Annotated in this window: 17 protein-coding genes; all 17 read left to right on the forward strand. The window is 28.8% G+C overall.

All coding sequences use genetic code 11. The features are described 5' to 3' along the window. Positions 1–2 precede the first annotated feature (2 nt). Positions 3–1,163 carry a transcription termination factor NusA gene (gene nusA / locus SFBM_RS03820; RefSeq protein ID WP_005806318.1) on the forward strand — a complete coding sequence of 387 codons (1,161 nt, stop codon included), beginning with the start codon at positions 3–5 and terminating at the stop codon, positions 1,161–1,163. Continuing rightward, positions 1,153–1,422 (forward strand): RNase P modulator RnpM, encoded by a 270-nt coding sequence (gene rnpM / locus SFBM_RS03825; protein ID WP_005806317.1) that lies wholly within the window; start codon positions 1,153–1,155, stop codon positions 1,420–1,422. The genes nusA and rnpM overlap by 11 nt, the downstream gene beginning before the upstream one ends. 25 nt (positions 1,423–1,447) lie before the next feature. Further along, the gene (infB, locus tag SFBM_RS03830; RefSeq protein ID WP_014017921.1) at positions 1,448–3,592 is read left to right on the forward strand and encodes a translation initiation factor IF-2; all 2,145 of its coding nucleotides are present in this window, start codon (positions 1,448–1,450) and stop codon (positions 3,590–3,592) included. A 21-nt stretch (positions 3,593–3,613) separates the two neighbouring features. After that, positions 3,614–3,970 (forward strand): 30S ribosome-binding factor RbfA, encoded by a 357-nt coding sequence (gene rbfA / locus SFBM_RS03835; RefSeq protein ID WP_005806313.1) that lies wholly within the window; start codon positions 3,614–3,616, stop codon positions 3,968–3,970. Continuing rightward, complete coding sequence (locus tag SFBM_RS03840) at positions 3,963–4,922, forward strand: DHH family phosphoesterase (protein WP_007445250.1); 960 nt, start codon at positions 3,963–3,965, stop codon at positions 4,920–4,922. The genes rbfA and SFBM_RS03840 overlap by 8 nt, the downstream gene beginning before the upstream one ends. Then, entirely contained in the window at positions 4,919–5,818 is a 900-nt protein-coding gene (truB, locus tag SFBM_RS03845) for a tRNA pseudouridine(55) synthase TruB (RefSeq protein WP_005806310.1), read from the forward strand. Before SFBM_RS03840 ends, truB begins: the two co-directional genes overlap by 4 nt. Continuing rightward, a complete protein-coding gene (locus SFBM_RS03850) occupies positions 5,805–6,728 on the forward strand; it encodes a bifunctional riboflavin kinase/FAD synthetase (protein WP_005806307.1) in 924 nt (307 codons plus the stop codon). The genes truB and SFBM_RS03850 overlap by 14 nt, the downstream gene beginning before the upstream one ends. Positions 6,729–6,831: 103 nt before the next feature. Further along, the gene (rpsO, locus tag SFBM_RS03855) at positions 6,832–7,095 is read left to right on the forward strand and encodes a 30S ribosomal protein S15 (protein ID WP_040054077.1); all 264 of its coding nucleotides are present in this window, start codon (positions 6,832–6,834) and stop codon (positions 7,093–7,095) included. An 82-nt stretch (positions 7,096–7,177) separates the two neighbouring features. Beyond that, positions 7,178–9,292 carry a polyribonucleotide nucleotidyltransferase gene (locus SFBM_RS03860; protein ID WP_005806304.1) on the forward strand — a complete coding sequence of 705 codons (2,115 nt, stop codon included), beginning with the start codon at positions 7,178–7,180 and terminating at the stop codon, positions 9,290–9,292. A gap of 120 nt (positions 9,293–9,412) precedes the next feature. Further along, a complete protein-coding gene (locus SFBM_RS03865) occupies positions 9,413–9,700 on the forward strand; it encodes a YlmC/YmxH family sporulation protein (RefSeq protein WP_005806302.1) in 288 nt (95 codons plus the stop codon). A 24-nt stretch (positions 9,701–9,724) separates the two neighbouring features. After that, positions 9,725–10,924 carry an aspartate kinase gene (locus tag SFBM_RS03870; protein WP_005806301.1) on the forward strand — a complete coding sequence of 400 codons (1,200 nt, stop codon included), beginning with the start codon at positions 9,725–9,727 and terminating at the stop codon, positions 10,922–10,924. Positions 10,925–11,037: 113 nt separating this feature from the next. After that, positions 11,038–11,838, forward strand: a complete 801-nt coding sequence (locus tag SFBM_RS03875; protein WP_005806299.1) for a ClpP family protease — start codon at positions 11,038–11,040, stop codon at positions 11,836–11,838. Between the two features lie 110 nt (positions 11,839–11,948). Further along, positions 11,949–14,225, forward strand: a complete 2,277-nt coding sequence (locus tag SFBM_RS03880; protein ID WP_007442287.1) for an FtsK/SpoIIIE family DNA translocase — start codon at positions 11,949–11,951, stop codon at positions 14,223–14,225. 28 nt (positions 14,226–14,253) lie between these two features. Next, entirely contained in the window at positions 14,254–15,570 is a 1,317-nt protein-coding gene (gene rimO, locus SFBM_RS03885; RefSeq protein WP_007442286.1) for a 30S ribosomal protein S12 methylthiotransferase RimO, read from the forward strand. After that, positions 15,570–16,139 carry a CDP-diacylglycerol--glycerol-3-phosphate 3-phosphatidyltransferase gene (gene pgsA / locus SFBM_RS03890; RefSeq protein WP_014017922.1) on the forward strand — a complete coding sequence of 190 codons (570 nt, stop codon included), beginning with the start codon at positions 15,570–15,572 and terminating at the stop codon, positions 16,137–16,139. The genes rimO and pgsA overlap by 1 nt, the downstream gene beginning before the upstream one ends. Positions 16,140–16,141: 2 nt before the next feature. Continuing rightward, complete coding sequence (gene recA / locus SFBM_RS03895; RefSeq protein WP_005806285.1) at positions 16,142–17,215, forward strand: recombinase RecA; 1,074 nt, start codon at positions 16,142–16,144, stop codon at positions 17,213–17,215. A 177-nt stretch (positions 17,216–17,392) separates the two neighbouring features. Beyond that, positions 17,393–18,967, forward strand: coding sequence for a ribonuclease Y (gene rny, locus SFBM_RS03900; RefSeq protein WP_014017923.1), 1,575 nt, complete (start codon positions 17,393–17,395; stop codon positions 18,965–18,967). Positions 18,968–19,017: the final 50 nt, after the last annotated feature.

Here is a 19,017-nt window from a genome sequence, read left to right on the forward strand (position 1 = left end):
CCATGAATAAAGAATTTATAGATGCACTTAAAACAATAGTTAAAGATAAAGGAATAAGTGAAGATCTAATCTTCACAACAATAGAGGATGCTCTCATAGCAGCATATAAAAAAAACTACGCAAATCAAGGAGCCTCTCAAAATGTAAAAGTAACAATGAATAGGGTTACTGGTGAAATAAAAGTTTTTGCACAGAAGTTAATTGTAGAATCAATTAGATATTCTTCTTTAGAGATTGTTTTAGATGATTCTAGGAAAATAAGTCCTTACTATAATATTGGTGATATATGTGATGTTGAGGTTACCCCAAAAAGCTTTGGACGTGTGGCAGCTACTCTTGCTAAGCAGGTAGTAACTCAGAGAATTAAAGAAGCAGAACGTGATTTGTTATACAAGGAGTATGTGAAAAAGGAGTTCCAGATTATAACAGGTACGGTTCTTAGGAATGATAAAGACCATGTTTTTATTAACATAGGAAGAATTGAAACAATTTTGAGGACAAATGATAAAATTCCTAGAGAAAGATTTATGAGAAATGAGAAAATAAAACTTTATGTTTCAGAAGTTATAAATTCACCTAAGGGTACTCAAGTTCATGTATCAAGGACTGATCCTAATTTTGTGAAGAAGTTATTTGAATTAGAAGTTAGTGAGATACAGGAAGGCATCGTAGAGATTAAAAATATTGTCCGTGAAGCTGGTGCTAGAACAAAGATGGCAGTTTTCTCTAATATGGAAGAAGTCGATCCTGTGGGAGCATGTGTTGGAGAACAAGGACTTAGGGTAAGAAGCATTGTTAACGAACTTAAAAATGAGAAAATTGATATTATAAAATGGAATGAAGATCCTGAGATATATATATCAAATGCTTTAAGTCCTGCTAATATATCTAAAATATCAATTGATCCAGAAAAAAAATTAGCTGATGTTGTAGTTGATGATTCTCAGCTTTCTTTAGCTATAGGTAAAGAAGGACAAAATGTGAGATTAGCTGCTAGATTAACAGGATGGAAGATAGATATAAAACCGTTATCGAAAGTTGAGAGTTTTTATGATGAAAATAATGAGAATGAAGAAGTTTTTAAAATTGAAGAGAACATTAAAAATGATGCAACTAAATTTGATGATGGCATATTCCAAGAGGAAATAGCTAATGAAGAATAGGGGAGTTTTGTTTAGAAGATGTATTGGATGTAATGAACGACGAAATAAGTATGAACTTATAAGAATATGTAGGACTCCAGATAAAATTGTTAAAATTGATGAAACTTATAAGTCTGATGGTAGAGGGGTATATGTTTGTAAAGATAATCTGAAATGTTTAGAGAAAAGTATTAAGTTTAATAAGCTTTGCAGATCTTTGAAAATAGAAATTCCGTTAGAGGTTGTGAATGAATTACAAAATAAATTAGGGAAAATTTAGAATTTATATTAGGGAGGTAGATTTTATGTCCAAAGTTCGAATTTATGAGTTAGCGAAAGCTGTAAATAAACCAAGTAAAGAGTTGATATCGATTCTTAAAAATGAGTTTGATGTAGATGTAAAAAATCATATGAGTGTTTTAAGTGATGAGGATAGTGAGTTAATAAAAGAATATTTTGAGATAAAGGATAAAGATTCTGTGTCGGAAAATGAAATGTCAATGGATTATGATAAATATCAAGAAAATGTTAATAGAAACGATATTGTTCAGGAATATGAAGAAATCATGATTGAACAAATAGATAAACAATCCTCAAAAAATAAGAATAAAAACAAAAATAATAGAAGACAGTCCTCATTGAAACACAAAAAAAATAATGTAGCAGCCAATGACAGTGGAGAAAATAATGGAATTATAGAAATTAGCAGAACTATAAGTGTCAAAGATCTTGCACAAAAACTTAATAAATCAACAGCGGATGTTATTAAGAATTTAATGTTCTTGGGTTTGATGGTTTCAATAAATCAAGAAATAGACTTTGAGGTTGCAAAAAAACTTTGTGATAAATACGAAGTTGAATGTGTTAAAAAAGAAGAAACTTCAAATGATGATAAATATGAATTAATTGGAAATTCAACTGAAACGAAATCAGAAAATTTATCAAAAAGGCCTCCAATAATTACTGTTATGGGTCACGTAGACCATGGAAAAACATCATTACTTGATTGTATAAGAAAAACAAATGTATCTCAAAAGGAAGCTGGTGGTATAACTCAACACATTGGAGCTTATAAAGTTCAAGTTGGTGATGAAATTATAACATTTATAGATACACCAGGGCATGAAGCTTTCACCCAAATGAGAGCAAGAGGTGCAAAGGTTACAGATATAGTTATTCTTGTTGTTGCTGCAGATGATGGAATAATGCCTCAAACAGTTGAAGCTATAAATCATTGTAAATCTGCCAATGTTCCAATAATAGTTGCTGTTAATAAAATTGATAAGCCTGAAGCGAATATTGATAAAGTTAAGCAAGAGCTTACTGAATATGAAATTATTGCTGAAGACTGGGGAGGTAGTACAGTATTTGTAAATGTTTCTGCTAAAACTGGAGAAGGTATAGATGAATTGTTAGAAATGATTATATTGACTGCAGATATACAGGAACTTACTGCAGATAAAAGTTCGCCAGCAAAGGGTACAGTTATAGAGTCTAGACTTGACAAAGGACGTGGACCTTTAGCAACTTTACTTGTTCAAGATGGAACTCTTAAAATTGGAGATTGTGTTGTTGTTGGTAATACATATGGTAAAATTAGAGCAATGTATGATGAAAATGATGTGCCAATGAAAGAAGCTGTACCATCAATACCAGTACTTGTTCTTGGATTAAATGAAGTTCCAGATGCTGGAGATAGGTTTGAGTCTATAAAAGATGAAAAAGTTGCTAGGCAAATTTCAAATGATAGGAAACAGCAAATTAAAGATAGTCAGATGAATAATTCAAAAATATCACTTGAAACTGTTTATAGTCAAATTAAGGATGGAACTATAAAGGAGTTAAGTATAATAGTTAAATCTGATGTTCAAGGATCTTCAGAGGCGTTAAAACAATCTTTAGAAAAATTATCATCTGAGAATATTAAAGTTAAGGTTATTCATAGTGCTGTTGGAGCAATAAACGAAAGTGATATTATATTTGCTAGTACATCAAATGCTATAATAATTGGATTTAATGTAAGACCTGATAATAACGCTCTTTTACTAGCTGACAAAGAGAAAGTTGATATAAGAACATATAGACTTATATATGAAGCTCTTGATGATATTAAATCAGCTATGATAGGACTTTTAGATCCAGATATTAAAGAGGTTTATCTTGGACGTGTTGAAATAAGACAATTATATAAAATATCAAATGTTGGAACAGTTGCAGGATGTTATGTTTTAGATGGTAAATTAACAAGAAATTGTAATGTAAGAATTTTACGTCAAGGGGTTGTTATCTTTGAATCCAAGTTATCGTCGTTAAAGAGATTCAAAGATGATGTTAAAGAAGTTAATAAGGGATATGAATGTGGTTTATCTATAGAAAATTTTAATGATTTAAAAGAAGAAGATATAATTGAAGGATTTGAAATGAAGGAATTTAAAAGAAATAACCTTTAATTAATATAGAGGTGATAAATTTTGGGAAAATTTAGGATAGATAGAGTTAATGAGGAGATAAAGAAAGCGGTAAGTTCTTGTATACAAAATGATTTACGAGATTCAAGAATTACAGGATTAATAACTGTAACAAGAGTTGACACTGCTACAGATTTTAAAACTACAAAGGTTTATTTAAGCATTTTTGATAAGAATAGAGAAGAGATATTTGAAATTTTAAAGAGATCTGTAGGGAAAATGAAGAGATCGATATCTCAAAATGTTAAAATTAGATTTACTCCTGAGATTGATTTGAGAATTGATAACTCGATAGAATATAGTTTTCATATTGATGAAATATTAAAGAAAACAAATAAAGAGGATTCTTGTAATGATTAATTTTGATAATATTAAATTGTTAATTGAAGATTCTAAAAGTATAGGGCTCAGTTACCACGTATCACCTGATGGTGATGCAGTTGGTAGTTTGTTATCCTTGTATTTTGCGTTAAAAAAATTAAACAAAGATGTTATGATTTTCTCTAAGGATGATCTAACTAATACTATTAATTTAAAATTTTTGCCGTTAATTAATGAAATAAATGGTGAAAATTATATTGTAACTTCGGATATTGATCTTTTAATAATTTTAGATTGTGGTAATATTGAAAGAATTTCATGTGAAGTTGATTTTGATAAAACTATAACGCTAGGAATTGATCATCATATCAGTAATGATAGATATTGTAAATATAATTTTGTAGATGGTGGTGCTAGTTCTACGGGAGAAATTGTATTCGATGTTATAAAGAACTTGGGAGTTGAATTAGATCAAGATATTGCTAAATGTATATACACATCTATAATGACTGATACTGGTGGTTTAAGATTTGAATGCACATCACAAAAAACTTTTAATATAGTTGGAGAGTTAATTGCTACCAAATTTGAATTTTGGAACATATATGAGCAATTATTTTTATATAAAACATTCTCTAAGGTTAAACTTTTGGGATTGGTTTATAATGAAATTAAGTTAATTGACAATCAAATTTGTGTTATACATGTAACAAATGAAATGTTAAATAAATCTAATTCAACTGATGAACAAACAAATGATATTGTAAGTTATGGATTAACTATTGATGGTGTTAAGGCAAGTATTTTGATTAAGGATTTTAATGGTAAACATAAGGTTAGTTTAAGGAGCAAGAACTCTATAAATGTTTGTAAAATAGCCCAGAAGTTTGGTGGCGGTGGACATATTAAGGCAGCTGCATTCGTTACAAATTTAAAAAGAGATGATATAGAAAGAGTATTGGTTGAGGAGTTTAGGAAACTTTTGAAATGATTAATGGAGTTATAAATATTTATAAACCTCAAAATATTACTTCAAATTATGTTGTAATTAGAATTAAAAAATTATTAAATATAAAAAAGATAGGACATACTGGAACTTTAGATCCATTAGCTTGTGGTGTACTGCCAATTTGTATTGGTAGTGCAACTAAAATAAGTGAATATTTACTTAATAAAGATAAAGTTTATAGTGTTAAAATTAAATTTGGTATTTTAACTGATACATATGACTGTGAAGGAAATATAACAAAAATGGATTTAGAGTTTATTCTAGATAAAAATAAATTATTAAATGTGTTAAATGGTTTTATTGGAGAACAGGAGCAGGTTCCACCAAATTATTCTGCTTTAAAAGTTAATGGTAAAAGAGCATATGAATTAGCAAGAGGAGGAATTGAATTTGAACTTAAATCTAGAAAAATAGTAGTTTATTTTATAAATAGTGTTGTAGTTAATGAAGAAAATAATGAGTGTTCTTTTACAATTAAATGTTCTAAGGGAACTTATATAAGAAGTTTGTGTAGAGATATAGCAAAAGCAATGGGTACATATGGGACAATAACTTTTTTAGAGAGAGTCGAGAGTGGAGATTTTAAAAAGGATACTGCATTGGATTTTGAAACTATAGATTCCAAAAAAATTCGAGATAATTTAATTTTAATAGATGATATTATTGATTATCCTAAGATTGAGATAAATGATCCAGATATTATAAAACTTTTAATGAATGGAGTTTCTGTTAAAAATCCAAAATATATACACAAGATTGCTGAAGGAATATACTTATTATATACTAAAGGGAATTTAATAGGTATTTGTGAACGAAAGATGGTTTCTTTAAGAGTTATTAAATTTTTAAGTCAAGGTAATAGTTATGCAAATAATTAATTCAATTTACAAAAAAATAAATCATAATACAGTCTTATGTATTGGTAATTTTGATGGAGTACATAGTGTTCACCAGAAAATAATAAATAAAGTTATTAAAGATGCTAAAGAACATTCTTATAAAAGTATGGTTGTAACTTTTAAAGAACATCCTGTAGCGTTTCTAAATCCAAGTAAGGCTCCTAAGATATTGACGCCAATCGATGAAAAAATTCATATATTGGAGAATATGGGAGTCGATTATTTATGTTTATATGATTTTCTAGAAGTTAAAAATATTATAGCTAATCAGTTTATAACATATTTGACTAGCAATTATGGGATGAAAAAAATTATATGTGGATTTAACTTTAAATTTGGATATAAAAATCAGGGGAATATTCAATATTTAACTGAGCTAGGTAAGGAACTTGGTTATGAAACAGAAGTTGTTGAATTATTGAATTTATATAACAAAAAGATAAGCAGTACGAAGATAAGGGTTTATATCAAGTATGGTGAGATAGAAAAAGCTAATAAATTTTTAGGTAGATTCTTCAATATTACAGGTGTAGTTATTCGTGGGAAACAATTAGGTAGAAAATTGGGATTTCCAACTGCAAATTTAAAATATGATGCTAAATTTTGTATACCACAAAATGGAGTATATGCAACCATAACAGAATTTGACGCTCGTAGATATATATCTATGACTAATATCGGTTATAATCCTACCTTTAGGAACAAATATATCTCTATTGAAACATTCATATTAGATTTTAAAGGTGATTTATATGATAAAAAAATTAGAGTTAATTTTATAAAGAAATTACGTAATGAAATTTTGTTTTCGGACGTACATGCACTTATAGATCAACTTGAGAAGGATAAAATAGATTCCATAAATATAGTAAAAAAATATTTGAAATAAATTAAATATTTGCTATACTTAACTTATGTAAACCTTGAACTAGGTTTTAGCATTGGGGGCTATAACTTGGTTTTGGGCGATTTATTAGGAGGATAATTTTATGATAAATAAAGAGAAAAAGCAAGAAATAATTAGAGAGTATTCAAGACACGAAAAAGATACAGGATCGGTTGAAGTTCAAATAGCTTTACTTACTAAAAGAATTTCTGAATTAACGGAGCATTTAAAAATACATAAAAAAGATCATCACTCAAGAAGAGGATTGCTCATTATGGTTGGTAAAAGAAGAGGTTTGTTGAATTATTTAATGAAACAAGATATTAATAAGTATAGAGGTCTTATTAAAGATTTAGGAATTAGAAGATAAGTTGTTTTAAGTTATTTATGGTAAGAGCGGTTTTTTTATCCGCTCTTAAATTTATATAAAATCGAAAAGGAGGAAATGTTTAGTGCTAGACATTTTAGAGACTGTATTTGAAGGTAGAAAGTTGTCCCTTAAACTCGGTGATTTGGGTATGTTATCAAATACGTCGATTATTGTTAGTTACGGAGATACATGTGTTCTCGTAAATGTTAATGCTTCTGAAAAACCAAGGGAAGGAATAGATTTTTTTCCACTAAGTGTTGAATATGAGGAGAGATTATATTCTGTTGGTAAAATTCCAGGAGGATTTATAAAAAGAGAGGGAAAACCATCCACTCAAGCTATATTGAATGGGAGAGCTATTGATAGACCATTAAGGCCATTATTTCCTAAGGGGTACAGAAATGATGTTCAAGTAGTTTGTACAGTAATGTCTGTGGAAAATGATAATTTACCAGAAATTTTAGCTATTAATGCATCCTCATTAGCATTGTGTATATCTAATATTCCTTACACTGAACCTGTTGGAGCAGTCATGGTAGGATTAGTTCATGGAGAGTTTGTAATAAACCCTACATCTAAACAAAGAGAAGAAACTATATTAAATTTAACAGTATGTGCAACTAGAGAAAGAGTGATAATGATTGAAGCTGGCGGTTGTGAAATACCAGAAGATATTATGTATGATGCAATAAAGTTTGGATTTGATGCTTGTCAGAAATTAATTAAATTTCAACTAGATGCCGTTGAAAAATATGGTAAGGATAAAATTGAACCAGAGCTTTATTCAGTTTCTGATGATATAGCTGAGGAAGTACATAAATTTTGTTATGATAAAATTAAGAGTGTCATGTATACGACTGATAAGATTGAACGAGCAGAGGTAATGGGTGACCTTAAAAATGAAATTAGTGATCATTTTAAAGAAATATATCCAGATAATATGTTAGATGTAAACTACATTGTTAATAATATTCAAAAAGAAATTGTTAGAAAAATGATATTGGATGAAAATAGGAGACCTGATGGTAGAGATTTTGATGAAATAAGGCCTATATCATGTGATATATCCATACTTCCTAGAACTCACGGGACAGGATTATTTACGAGGGGACTCACCCAGGTATTAACTATAGCAACTCTTGGACCACTTGCTGATGTTCAAATTATTGATGGAATTGGTGAAGAAGAGTATAAGAGATATATGCATCATTATAATTTTCCATCATATAGCGTTGGAGAAGTTAAGCCACTCAGAGGACCTGGAAGACGTGAGATAGGACATGGAGCTTTAGCAGAAAAAGCCCTTGAGCCATTAATACCTCCAACAGAAGAATTTCCATACACAATACGATTAGTATCAGAAGTTTTAAGTTCGAATGGTTCAACATCTCAAGCATCTGTTTGTGGAAGTACACTTGCATTACTTGATGCAGGAGTTCCTATAAAAAGACCAGCAGCAGGTATTGCGATTGGATTATTTACTAATGATGATTTAACTAGAGAGGAAATTTTAACTGATATACAAGGTGTAGAGGATTTTTTTGGAGATATGGATTTTAAAGTTGCTGGGACAGAAAAAGGAATAACAGCAATTCAAGTTGATACAAAGATAAGAGGATTGTCTTGGGATTGTATTAAAAAGAGTTTAGAATCTGCTAGGAAGGCTAGGCTTGAAATTTTAGATAAAATAAATAAATGTATTCCAAAACATAAATCCAGTTTATCTGAGTATGCTCCTAAAACAAAGATTATAAAAATTGATCCAGATAAGATAAGGGATGTAATAGGTATTGGCGGTAAAGTTATAAATAAAATTATCTCTGACGCTAATCTTAAAAAGCAAGCTATACATATAGAAGATGATGGACGTATATTTATATCTGATTATGATGTTAACAAAATTGATTATGCATTAAACCAAATAGAGATTATTACAAAAGAGATTAAAGTTGGGGAAGTTTATCTTGGAAAGGTTGTTAAGATAACAAGTTTTGGTGCTTTTGTAGATATTTTTAATGGTAAAGAAGGATTAGTTCATATTTCTAAGCTTTCTAATAAAAAGTTTAATAAAGTTGAGGATACTGTTTCAGTTGGTGATGAAATACTGGTTAAGGTAATTGATATTGATTCACATGGAAGAATTAATTTATCTAGGAAAGATATTTTAGATAACAAACAAGAACAAAAAGATAATTGAAGTGATAGAATAGAATAATTTTTTACGAGAAGGCAAGAGATTGAATATCCTTGCTATTTTTATTTTTTTAAGTACTAAAAAATAAAAAAAACAATACCTTATATTAGGAGGTAGATACCCATGCATAAAAAAGATAAACTTTATAGTGATATACAACGCTATGAAATTATTAATATAAATGATGCTGAGAAATATGGATGTTTATTTAATCATGATTTGATTATTGATAGGTATGGAAATTTTAAATTTATAGCTTTGAGTTTGGGAAGAGTAGGAAATCCATTTTTTAAAACTTCAAAGCAATTTTGTAAAATACCGTGGAATTCAATTAAAAAGATAGGAAGCAAAACAATTATAATTGATTTTGATAATATAGATGAAAATTTACTTGATTCAGATGTTTATTAATTTAAAGATGGAGTTTGAATAACTATGGAGCTTATATTACAAAAATTTGGTGGAACATCAGTACAAACAAAAAAATCTAGATTAATGTGTATTAATAAAATAGAGCAATTTTTGGAAAATAATAATAAATTAGTTGTAGTTATATCAGCTATTGGTAGAAAGAATGATCCTTATTCAACAGATATGTTATTATCATTGATTTCAAATGATTTTAAAAAAAGATATCCTAAATATATGGACAAACTTATAAGTTGTGGTGAAATAATTAGTGCAATAGTATTTGCATCAGAACTTAGAGATAGGGATATAAATGCAATCCCTGTTGTTGGAAAGGATATTGGAATAGTTACTGATGATAATTTTGGAAATGCTAGTATTTTAAATATAAATACAGAGAAAATAGTTTCTTTATTAAATGATGGTATTATACCAATAATTGCTGGATTTCAAGGAGTAACATGTGATGGCGATATAACAACTCTTGGCAGAGGTGGAAGTGATATATCTGCTGTTAAGTTAGCTGAAGTTTTAGGATGTAATAAAGTTCAATTTTTTAAAGATGTCGATGGACTTATGACTGTAGATCCTAAGATAGTTGTTAATGCGAAATCTATTGATGAAATAAGTTATAAAGAATTATTTGAATTATCTATATTTGGAAATAATATTATTCATCCAAAGGCTGTTAAAATTGCCATGGATAATAATATACCTATTATTATCAAGAATACATTTAATGATTTTAAAGGTACTATCATAAATAATAATTCAAGAGATAATGATGATATATTTAAAGGAATGACTTATCTTAAAGACTGTATTCAAATAAAAATATCTAGAGATGAAAATGAAGATAATCAAAATTATTATAAGGTATTTCAAGAAATATCAACTAAGAATATAGTAATTGATTTTATAAATATTTTTACGGATCATAAGGTGTTTACTATATATAAAAACAATTTTGACGATATTATAAAAATTTTAAATAATTATAATTTAAAATATAAAATTATAGAAAATTGTTCTAAAATTGGTATAGTTAAAGCAAATCTTAAAAATATTTCTATAACTATGGCTAAACTTATTGAACTCCTTCATAGAGAAAATATTGAAGTTATGCAAACAAATCATTCTAATATGAGTATTTGGTTACTTGTTAAGAATGATGATCTTGACAGGAGTCTTAATGCAATTCATAATAATTTCTTTATTAATAAATAAAAATTAGCAAGTTTAATATGAACTTGCTAATTTTTATTTTTTGTATAAATTAAATATTTGTTCACAAAATAGTAATGAGTATTTTTGTTTAGTAATTGAAAGGAGCAAACTTTATGTTTTATGATATGCCTAGTATTTATAAGAATGCTTTCCAATTTTTATCTGCCACAGGACAATTAGGAGATGGTAAAGATCAAAAGTCAGATCCAACAGAAACTGCAAAAAATATTAAAGATTTTGGAATGATTGAAGTTGTAAATTCTCAGGATCCAGCCAATTATATACAGACAATAAATATAATTGGACAAATTGAAGGACATGGTGTTGCATCACCTCAAACTAAGAGCACTAAGTATGAACATGTTATACCTCAACTGATTGCAATGGAACAAAATCCAAACGTAAGAGGAGTTCTTATAACTTTAAATACTCTTGGAGGAGATGTTGAGGCTGGACTTGCTATAGCTGAAATGATAAATAGTTTAAGTATGCCTACAGTATCATTGGTTTTAGGTGGAAGTCATTCTATTGGAGTTCCGCTTGCAACTGCATCAGATTATGCATTTATAACGCCATCTGCAACGATGATATTACATCCTATTAGAATGAATGGTCTTATCATTGGTGTTCCACAAACTTTTGATTACTTTAAGAAGATGCAAGAGAGAATTAATGATTTTATTGTTAGGACAAGTAGTATTAAAAATGATATTTTAGATAAGTTATTACAACAAACTGGAGATTTATTAAATGATATGGGTACTATTTTGATTGGACAAGAGGCCGTTGATGTTGGATTGATTGAGGAAGTTGGAGGAATAACTGATGCACTTAAAAAGTTAAATTCCATGATTAAAGATAGAGAGAATGAAAAGGAAAATAAAGCTTCTGAAGAGAATAAAAAAGATAAGTAATTTATTATTGAAATAACTGTATATTTATGACAAAATATTCTGTACTAAATAGTTCTTTTCAATAAGGTATGTATAAATTTGAAATAAATTTTAAAGAGGTTTTGGGAAATATGAGCAAAATATCTAATGTAGACAAAAAGAAAGAAATTATAGGAGTTATATTAATTTTAATTGCATTATTGCTGTTAATAGGATTTTATAGTAACACAGATGCGTTTTTATTGGTTTTTATAAGAAATTTAGTTAATAATGGAATTGGCGTTGGAGGATATGTATTGCCTATTATAGTAGGATTTATTGGCATAGGACTTATAACAAAAAAAAAGATTAGCAATCTTAACAAAAAGTTTTATGCACTTATTAGTTTTTTGATAATGATATATCTTATTATAAGTTTAGTTACTTTGGATAAATTTAATGGTAAAACATATCTTTCTACTCTTCAAGCTGTTATGTCAAGTACATCTAATTTTCATGGTGGAGTTCTTGGTATTACTGTAATGCGTTTATTTAAATCATTTATTGGATTTGCTGGTAGTTTAGCTTTACTTATTACAATTCTTGTTATTAGTATAATACTTATATTTGATAAATCTTTATATGATATTGCACAAATTATCAAAAAAAAAATAAATAGGATTTCCAATAAAAGGGATGATATAAATTCTAAATCTAAGTTAGATAACTTAACAAATACGAAAAATAATGATATAAATTTTAACAAGAAGAAAAAAAGTAATGCATCTATAGTTAAGTTCTTATCTAAGTCATTATCCATTGAAGAACCTCAAGAAATTTCAAATATTATTAAAAAAGAACCTGATGTGGAATTTGCAGAAGAAGTTTGTGAAGAACCTATCGTTAAAAATGTTGTTGAAGAAGATATTGTTAAAGAAAATTATAATAAAAATGAATTAATTTCTAATGATTTAAAAAAGACATATGAAGTTAAGAATGAATATAAAAGAATTAGTTATGATGATATTAACAATGCACTTGAGGATACTGATATAAATGATTTTAATGAAGTTTCTGAGGAACTTAAGCGAAAAAAGGATTTACTTCAAAAAACATTAGATGATTTTAAAGTAAAAGCTGAAATTAAAAATGTTCAAAAAGGACCTGCAGTAACTAGATATGAGATAGAACCACACAAAGGTGTGAAAGTTAGTAAGATATTGAATTTATCAGATGATATAGCACTAGCACTTGCTACTAGTGGAATAAGAATTGAAGCTCCTATACCTGGGAAATCCCTTGTAGGAATTGAAGTTCCAAATGATGTTGTTTCTATGATAAAATTAAAAGAGATCATAAATTCTGAAGAATTCGACTCTTCTAAACTTAAAATTAGCATTGGACTTGGTAAGGATATAAGTGGTAAAAGTATTGTTGCAGATCTTGCGACTATGCCCCACTTACTAATTGCTGGTGCAACTGGTTCAGGTAAATCAGTTTGTATAAATACAATTTTGATAAGTATATTATGTAAGTATCTTCCTGATCAAGTCAAAATTATACTTATTGACCCTAAGGTTGTTGAACTTAATGTTTATAATGGAATTCCTCATCTATTGATTCCAGTTGTAACAGATCCTAAAAAAGCATCTCACGCTTTAAATTGGGCAATAAGTGAGATGACAAGTAGATATAATAAATTTGCTGAAAAAGGGGTTAGAAATATAGATAGCTACAATGAGTTATATAATAATGGAGAAATTGATGAGAAAATACCGTACATAGTTATTGTAATTGATGAGCTTGCTGACCTTATGATGGTTTGTCATAATGAGGTTGAAGATGCTATAGCTCGACTTGCACAAATGGCTCGTGCTGCAGGAATGCATCTGGTAATAGCGACTCAAAGACCATCTGTTGATGTTATTACTGGTGTTATAAAAGCTAATATACCTTCTAGGATATCATTTTCTGTTTCGAGTTCTATAGATTCACGTACAATTTTAGATCAATCTGGAGCTGAAAAATTATTAGGGCGTGGAGATATGTTGTTTTATCCTATGGGTTATTTGAAACCTCAACGTATACAGGGTGCGTTTATCTCAGAGTCTGAAGTTGAAAAATTTGTAAATAGCATAAAGAACAACTATGAATCAAAAGTTGAGTATAATGAAGAAATTATTGAGCATATAAACAATGCAACTTCAAAAGTTGAGCTTGGAAGTTTTAAAGGAGATGAGTTGTTAGAAGAAGCTATAAAGATAGTTGTACAATCTAATAATACAAGCACCTCATTTATTCAGAGAAAACTTAAAATTGGATATAATAGAGCAGCAAATTTAATGGAAGAAATTGAAGCTAGGGGTATTATTGGAATAGGTTCATCTGGTAAAAAGGAAGTTTTAGTTAGAGAAGAAGATTTATTTTAAATTATTTTTTATGAGTGAGGAAGTAGAATTGAAAAATTTAAAATTAGGTGTTATAAGTCTTGGATGTGATAAAAATACTATTGATACAGAAATGTTTTTAGGAACTTTAGTTGATAAATTTGAAATTACATTAAATGAAGAAGCGGCAGATATTTTAATAATAAATACATGTTCATTTATTGAGTCTGCAAAACAGGAGTCTATAGATACTATACTTGAGGCTGTTAAGTATAAATCTAAAAATTTAAAAGTATTAGTGGTTACTGGATGTTTATCAAAAAGGTATGGTAAGGAGTTATTTGAAGAAATTCCAGAGATAGACATACTCCTAGGAGTTATGAATTATGATAACATTCTTAAATACATAGAAGATTTTATAAAAACTGGTAAAAGAATTATTGATAATGAAAATAAAGAAAATATAATATTTGAATCAAATAGAATTTTAACAACCCCTAAGCATTATGCCTATCTCAAAATATCCGAGGGATGTAATAATAATTGTACATTTTGTATAATTCCGAAGATTAGAGGACGTCATGTAAGTAGAAATATTGAAAGTTTAGTAAATGAGGGAAAGTTTCTTGCTGAACAGGGAATTAAAGAGCTTATATTAATAGCTCAAGATATAACTAAGTATGGTATTGATTTGTATGGGGAAAAGAAACTTATACAACTTATTCGTGAATTATCTAACATAGATGGTATTAAATGGATAAGACTTCATTATGCTTATCCAGAGGATATAGATATTGATTTAATAGAAGAATTAAAGACAAATCCTAAGCTTTGCAAGTATATTGATATTCCGTTACAACATGTTAGTGATAAAATTTTGATAAGGATGGCAAGACATACAAGAAAAGATAAGATTTATAAACTTATAAAAAATTTAAGAGATGTTCCTGATATTACTATAAGAACTTCTTTGATAGTAGGATTTCCTGGTGAAACTGATGAGGATTTTAAAATGCTTGAGGAGTTTATAGAACAAAAAAATATAGATAATATTGGTGTATTTACATATTCGCAAGAAGAGAATACGGCTGCTGCTACGTTCGATGATCAAGTTGATGAGAACATTAAGATTAAAAGGCGTAATAGAATTATGAGTATTCAACAAAATAATTCGAAGGAACTTCTTGAGAAAAAAATAGGAAGGATTTTTGAAGCTATTATTGATTCTAAGAACAATGATTATTATATTGGACGATTAAATTTTCAAAGTCCTGGAATTGATGGTATAATTTATATAAAATCTAGTCATAATCTCAATATGGGAGAATTTGTTAATGTTAAAATCGTTTCTTGTATGGAATATGACTTTATAGGAGAGGTTATTTAATGAATTTACCCAATAAATTAACTATATTTAGGGTGTTATTGATACCTGTTTTTTTAATATTACTAAATTTAAATTCTAAAATAGGTGTTCTTGGAGCATTAACTGTTTTTATAATAGCATCTATTACTGATCAATTAGATGGATATATTGCGAGAAAATATAAATTGATCACGGATTTCGGCAAGTTTATGGATCCTCTGGCAGATAAGTTATTAGTGTTAGCAGCATTTGTTTCTTTTGTAGATCTTGGTATAGTTGAATCTATACTAGTTATAGTTGTAATTTCCAGAGAATTTATTATTACAGGAATAAGACTTATATTAGCAACTAAGAGTGGAGAAGTTGTAGCTGCTAATATTTATGGTAAACTTAAAACTGTTTTTCAAATTTTGGCTATAATATTCCTTTTAATAGAATTATATCTTATCAATTTTGTTAGTAATTCATTTTTTATAAGTGTAATACAAGTAATTGCAGATGCCGCATTTTACTTGTGCGTGATTCTAACTGTTTTATCCGGTTGGGATTACGTTAGGAAAAATATTAAAGTATTAAAGGAGAGTTTATAAAAATGTCTTTTGATTTAGATAAAATGAAAGCTATTGAAATGGCTATGAGTCAAATTGAAAAACAGTATGGTAAAGGTTCGATAATGAAACTTGGTGAACAAAGTGCATTAAATATTGAAAGTGTATCTACAGGTTGCTTAGATTTAGATATTGCATTAGGGATAGGTGGTTTACCTAAAGGAAGAATTATTGAAGTTTATGGACCAGAGTCTTCAGGGAAAACCACAGTTGCTTTACATGTAATTGCAGAAGCTCAAAAAAAAGGAGGAGCTGCAGCATTCATCGATGCTGAACATGCGTTGGATCCGTCATATGCAAAAAACTTAGGAGTAGATACGGAGAATTTAATAATTTCTCAACCGGATAATGGTGAGCAAGCACTTGAAATTGCAGAGGCATTAGTAAGATCAGGGGCTATTGATGTTATTGTTATTGATTCTGTCGCTGCACTTGTTCCTAGAGCTGAGATAGAGGGGGAAATGGGAGATTCACATGTTGGACTTCAAGCTAGACTTATGTCTCAAGCACTAAGAAAACTTGCAGGTCATATAAATAAATCTAAATGTGTGGCAATATTTATAAATCAATTGAGAGAAAAGGTTGGTGTAATGTTTGGTAATCCAGAAACTACTCCAGGAGGAAGGGCATTAAAATTTTATGCTTCTGTCAGATTAGATGTTAGAAGGATTGATTCTATAAAACAAGGTGATGAAATTGTTGGTAATAGAACAAGAGTTAAAATAATGAAAAATAAAGTAGCACCACCTTTTAGGATTTCGGAGTTTGATATTATATACAATAGAGGTATATCTAAAGAAGGAAGTCTTTTAGATCTTGCAGTTAAGGAAAATATAATTCAAAAAAGTGGATCATGGTTTTCATATAAAAATGAAAAGTTAGGACAAGGAAGGGAAAATGCGAAACAGTTTTTACTAGAAAACAAATCTATACTGCAAGAAATAGAGAGGTTGATTTTAGAAAAATACAACATTGAAAAAAGTGGGACATCGAAAGAAACAAAAGATGATGTTAACTGTTTAGAAATGAATACAAATAATGATAATATAACGGTTTAAAAAGCTTATTATTTATTTGTGTTAATAGATTTAGTTATAATTGACATTAAATAAAAATTAATATAAAATTATTTATGATACTGGTTACTAAAAGTTTTAAGTGTTTTCAGTAAGAATAAAATATGGCACCAACACGCTTTTAATAAATTTATTTTGAGAGCAAGGGGGTGTTATAAAATGATAAATAATAATATTTTAAATATAATTTTACCTGCTGTGAATACTATTTTGGTTGTATTCATGGTGGTTATGATAATTTTAATGAAAAAACGTTTAAAGGAACGTTATGATGCTTCTATACTTAAGATTGAGAAAGAAGAAGAAGAAAGAAAGATTTTGTTTGAAAATACTAAAAAAGAAGCTGAAGCATTGAAGAAAGAGTTATTGCTTGAAGCTAAAGAAGATGCACATAGATTAAGAATGGAAGTCGAAAAAGAATCTAGGGAAAGAAGAACTGAAATACAAAGATTAGAAAGAAGATTGTTGCAAAGAGAAGAAACCCTAGATAAAAAGAGCGATATGTTAGATAAAAAAGAGAGAGAATTAAGTTTACGTGCATCAGAAGTTGATAAACTTGAGGAAAATATAAAAGAAATTGATAGCCAGAAAAGACAAGAGTTGGAAATAATTTCAAATATGAGTTCGGAAGAAGCTAAAACTTTTTTACTTAATGAAATCAAGAAAGAAATAACTTATGAATCAGCAGTTTTAATAAAAGAATTTGAAACAAAATTGAAGGAAGAAAGTGAAAATAAAGCTAAGGAAATAATAACAGGAGCTATTCAAAGATATGCTGCTGATCATGTTTCTGAGTCTACTGTTCATGTGGTCGCTTTACCTAATGATGAAATGAAAGGGAGGATCATAGGAAGAGAAGGTAGGAATATAAGAACTTTGGAAATGTTGACGGGTGTCGATTTGATTATAGATGATACTCCAGAAGCTGTAGTTTTATCGAGCTTTGACCCTGTTAGAAGAGAGATTGCAAAAATAGCTTTGGAAAGATTAGTGTTAGATGGAAGGATTCATCCTACTAAAATTGAAGAAATGGTTGAAAGGGCAAAAAGAGATATAGAAAATGAAATAAAAGAGACGGGTGAGCAAGCATTATTTGAGACGGGTATTAATGGAGTACATACGGAGATAGTTAAGTTGCTAGGAAAATTAAAATTTAGAACTAGTTATGGGCAGAATGTACTTAAACATTCTATAGAAGTTGCATATTTAGCTGGAACTATGGCTTTAGAGCTTGGTTTAGATGCTAATATTGCAAAAAGAGCGGGGTTGCTTCATGATATAGGTAAAGCTTTAGATCATGAGATAGAAGGACCTCATGCTGTAATTGGATATGAATTTGCTAAACGTTATAATGAGAGTGATGCTGTTGCTGAAGCTATTGGAGCTCACCATGAAGATATACCTATGACTAGATTAGAATCTATATTAGTGCAGGCATCTGATGCTATATCAGCAGCGCGTCCTGGAGCAAGGAGAGAAACCTTACATGCGTATATAAAGAGGTTGAATCAGTTGGAATCTATAGCTAATTCATATGAAGGTGTGGAGAAGTCTTATGTTATTCAAGCTGGAAGAGAAATAAGGATAATAGTTAAACCAGATATTATCGATGATTTGAGTGCTAATTGTATGGCTAGAGATATAGTTAAGAGGATAGAAAGAGAATTAGAGTTTCCTGGACAAATTAAAATAAATGTTATAAGGGAGACGCGAGCAATTGAATTTGCGAAATAAAAAGTGTTTTGGTGTTATAAATTAGATTTGATAATGTTCTATTCTTTGGT

The sequence above is a fragment of the Candidatus Arthromitus sp. SFB-mouse-Japan genome, assembly GCF_000270205.1.
GTDB lineage: Bacteria > Bacillota > Clostridia > Clostridiales > Clostridiaceae > Dwaynesavagella.

What these genes read in the sequence shown, in the direction of transcription:
- nusA (WP_005806318.1), top strand. Translation starts at nt 3, where the DNA reads ATGAATAAAGAATTTATAGATGCACTTAAAACAATAGTTAAAGATAAA.
- rnpM (WP_005806317.1), top strand. Translation starts at nt 1,153, where the DNA reads ATGAAGAATAGGGGAGTTTTGTTTAGAAGATGTATTGGATGTAATGAA.
- infB (WP_014017921.1), top strand. Translation starts at nt 1,448, where the DNA reads ATGTCCAAAGTTCGAATTTATGAGTTAGCGAAAGCTGTAAATAAACCA.
- SFBM_RS03840 (WP_007445250.1), top strand. Translation starts at nt 3,963, where the DNA reads ATGATTAATTTTGATAATATTAAATTGTTAATTGAAGATTCTAAAAGT.
- truB (WP_005806310.1), top strand. Translation starts at nt 4,919, where the DNA reads ATGATTAATGGAGTTATAAATATTTATAAACCTCAAAATATTACTTCA.
- SFBM_RS03850 (WP_005806307.1), top strand. Translation starts at nt 5,805, where the DNA reads ATGCAAATAATTAATTCAATTTACAAAAAAATAAATCATAATACAGTC.
- SFBM_RS03865 (WP_005806302.1), top strand. Translation starts at nt 9,413, where the DNA reads ATGCATAAAAAAGATAAACTTTATAGTGATATACAACGCTATGAAATT.
- SFBM_RS03870 (WP_005806301.1), top strand. Translation starts at nt 9,725, where the DNA reads ATGGAGCTTATATTACAAAAATTTGGTGGAACATCAGTACAAACAAAA.
- SFBM_RS03875 (WP_005806299.1), top strand. Translation starts at nt 11,038, where the DNA reads ATGTTTTATGATATGCCTAGTATTTATAAGAATGCTTTCCAATTTTTA.
- SFBM_RS03880 (WP_007442287.1), top strand. Translation starts at nt 11,949, where the DNA reads ATGAGCAAAATATCTAATGTAGACAAAAAGAAAGAAATTATAGGAGTT.
- pgsA (WP_014017922.1), top strand. Translation starts at nt 15,570, where the DNA reads ATGAATTTACCCAATAAATTAACTATATTTAGGGTGTTATTGATACCT.
- recA (WP_005806285.1), top strand. Translation starts at nt 16,142, where the DNA reads ATGTCTTTTGATTTAGATAAAATGAAAGCTATTGAAATGGCTATGAGT.
- rny (WP_014017923.1), top strand. Translation starts at nt 17,393, where the DNA reads ATGATAAATAATAATATTTTAAATATAATTTTACCTGCTGTGAATACT.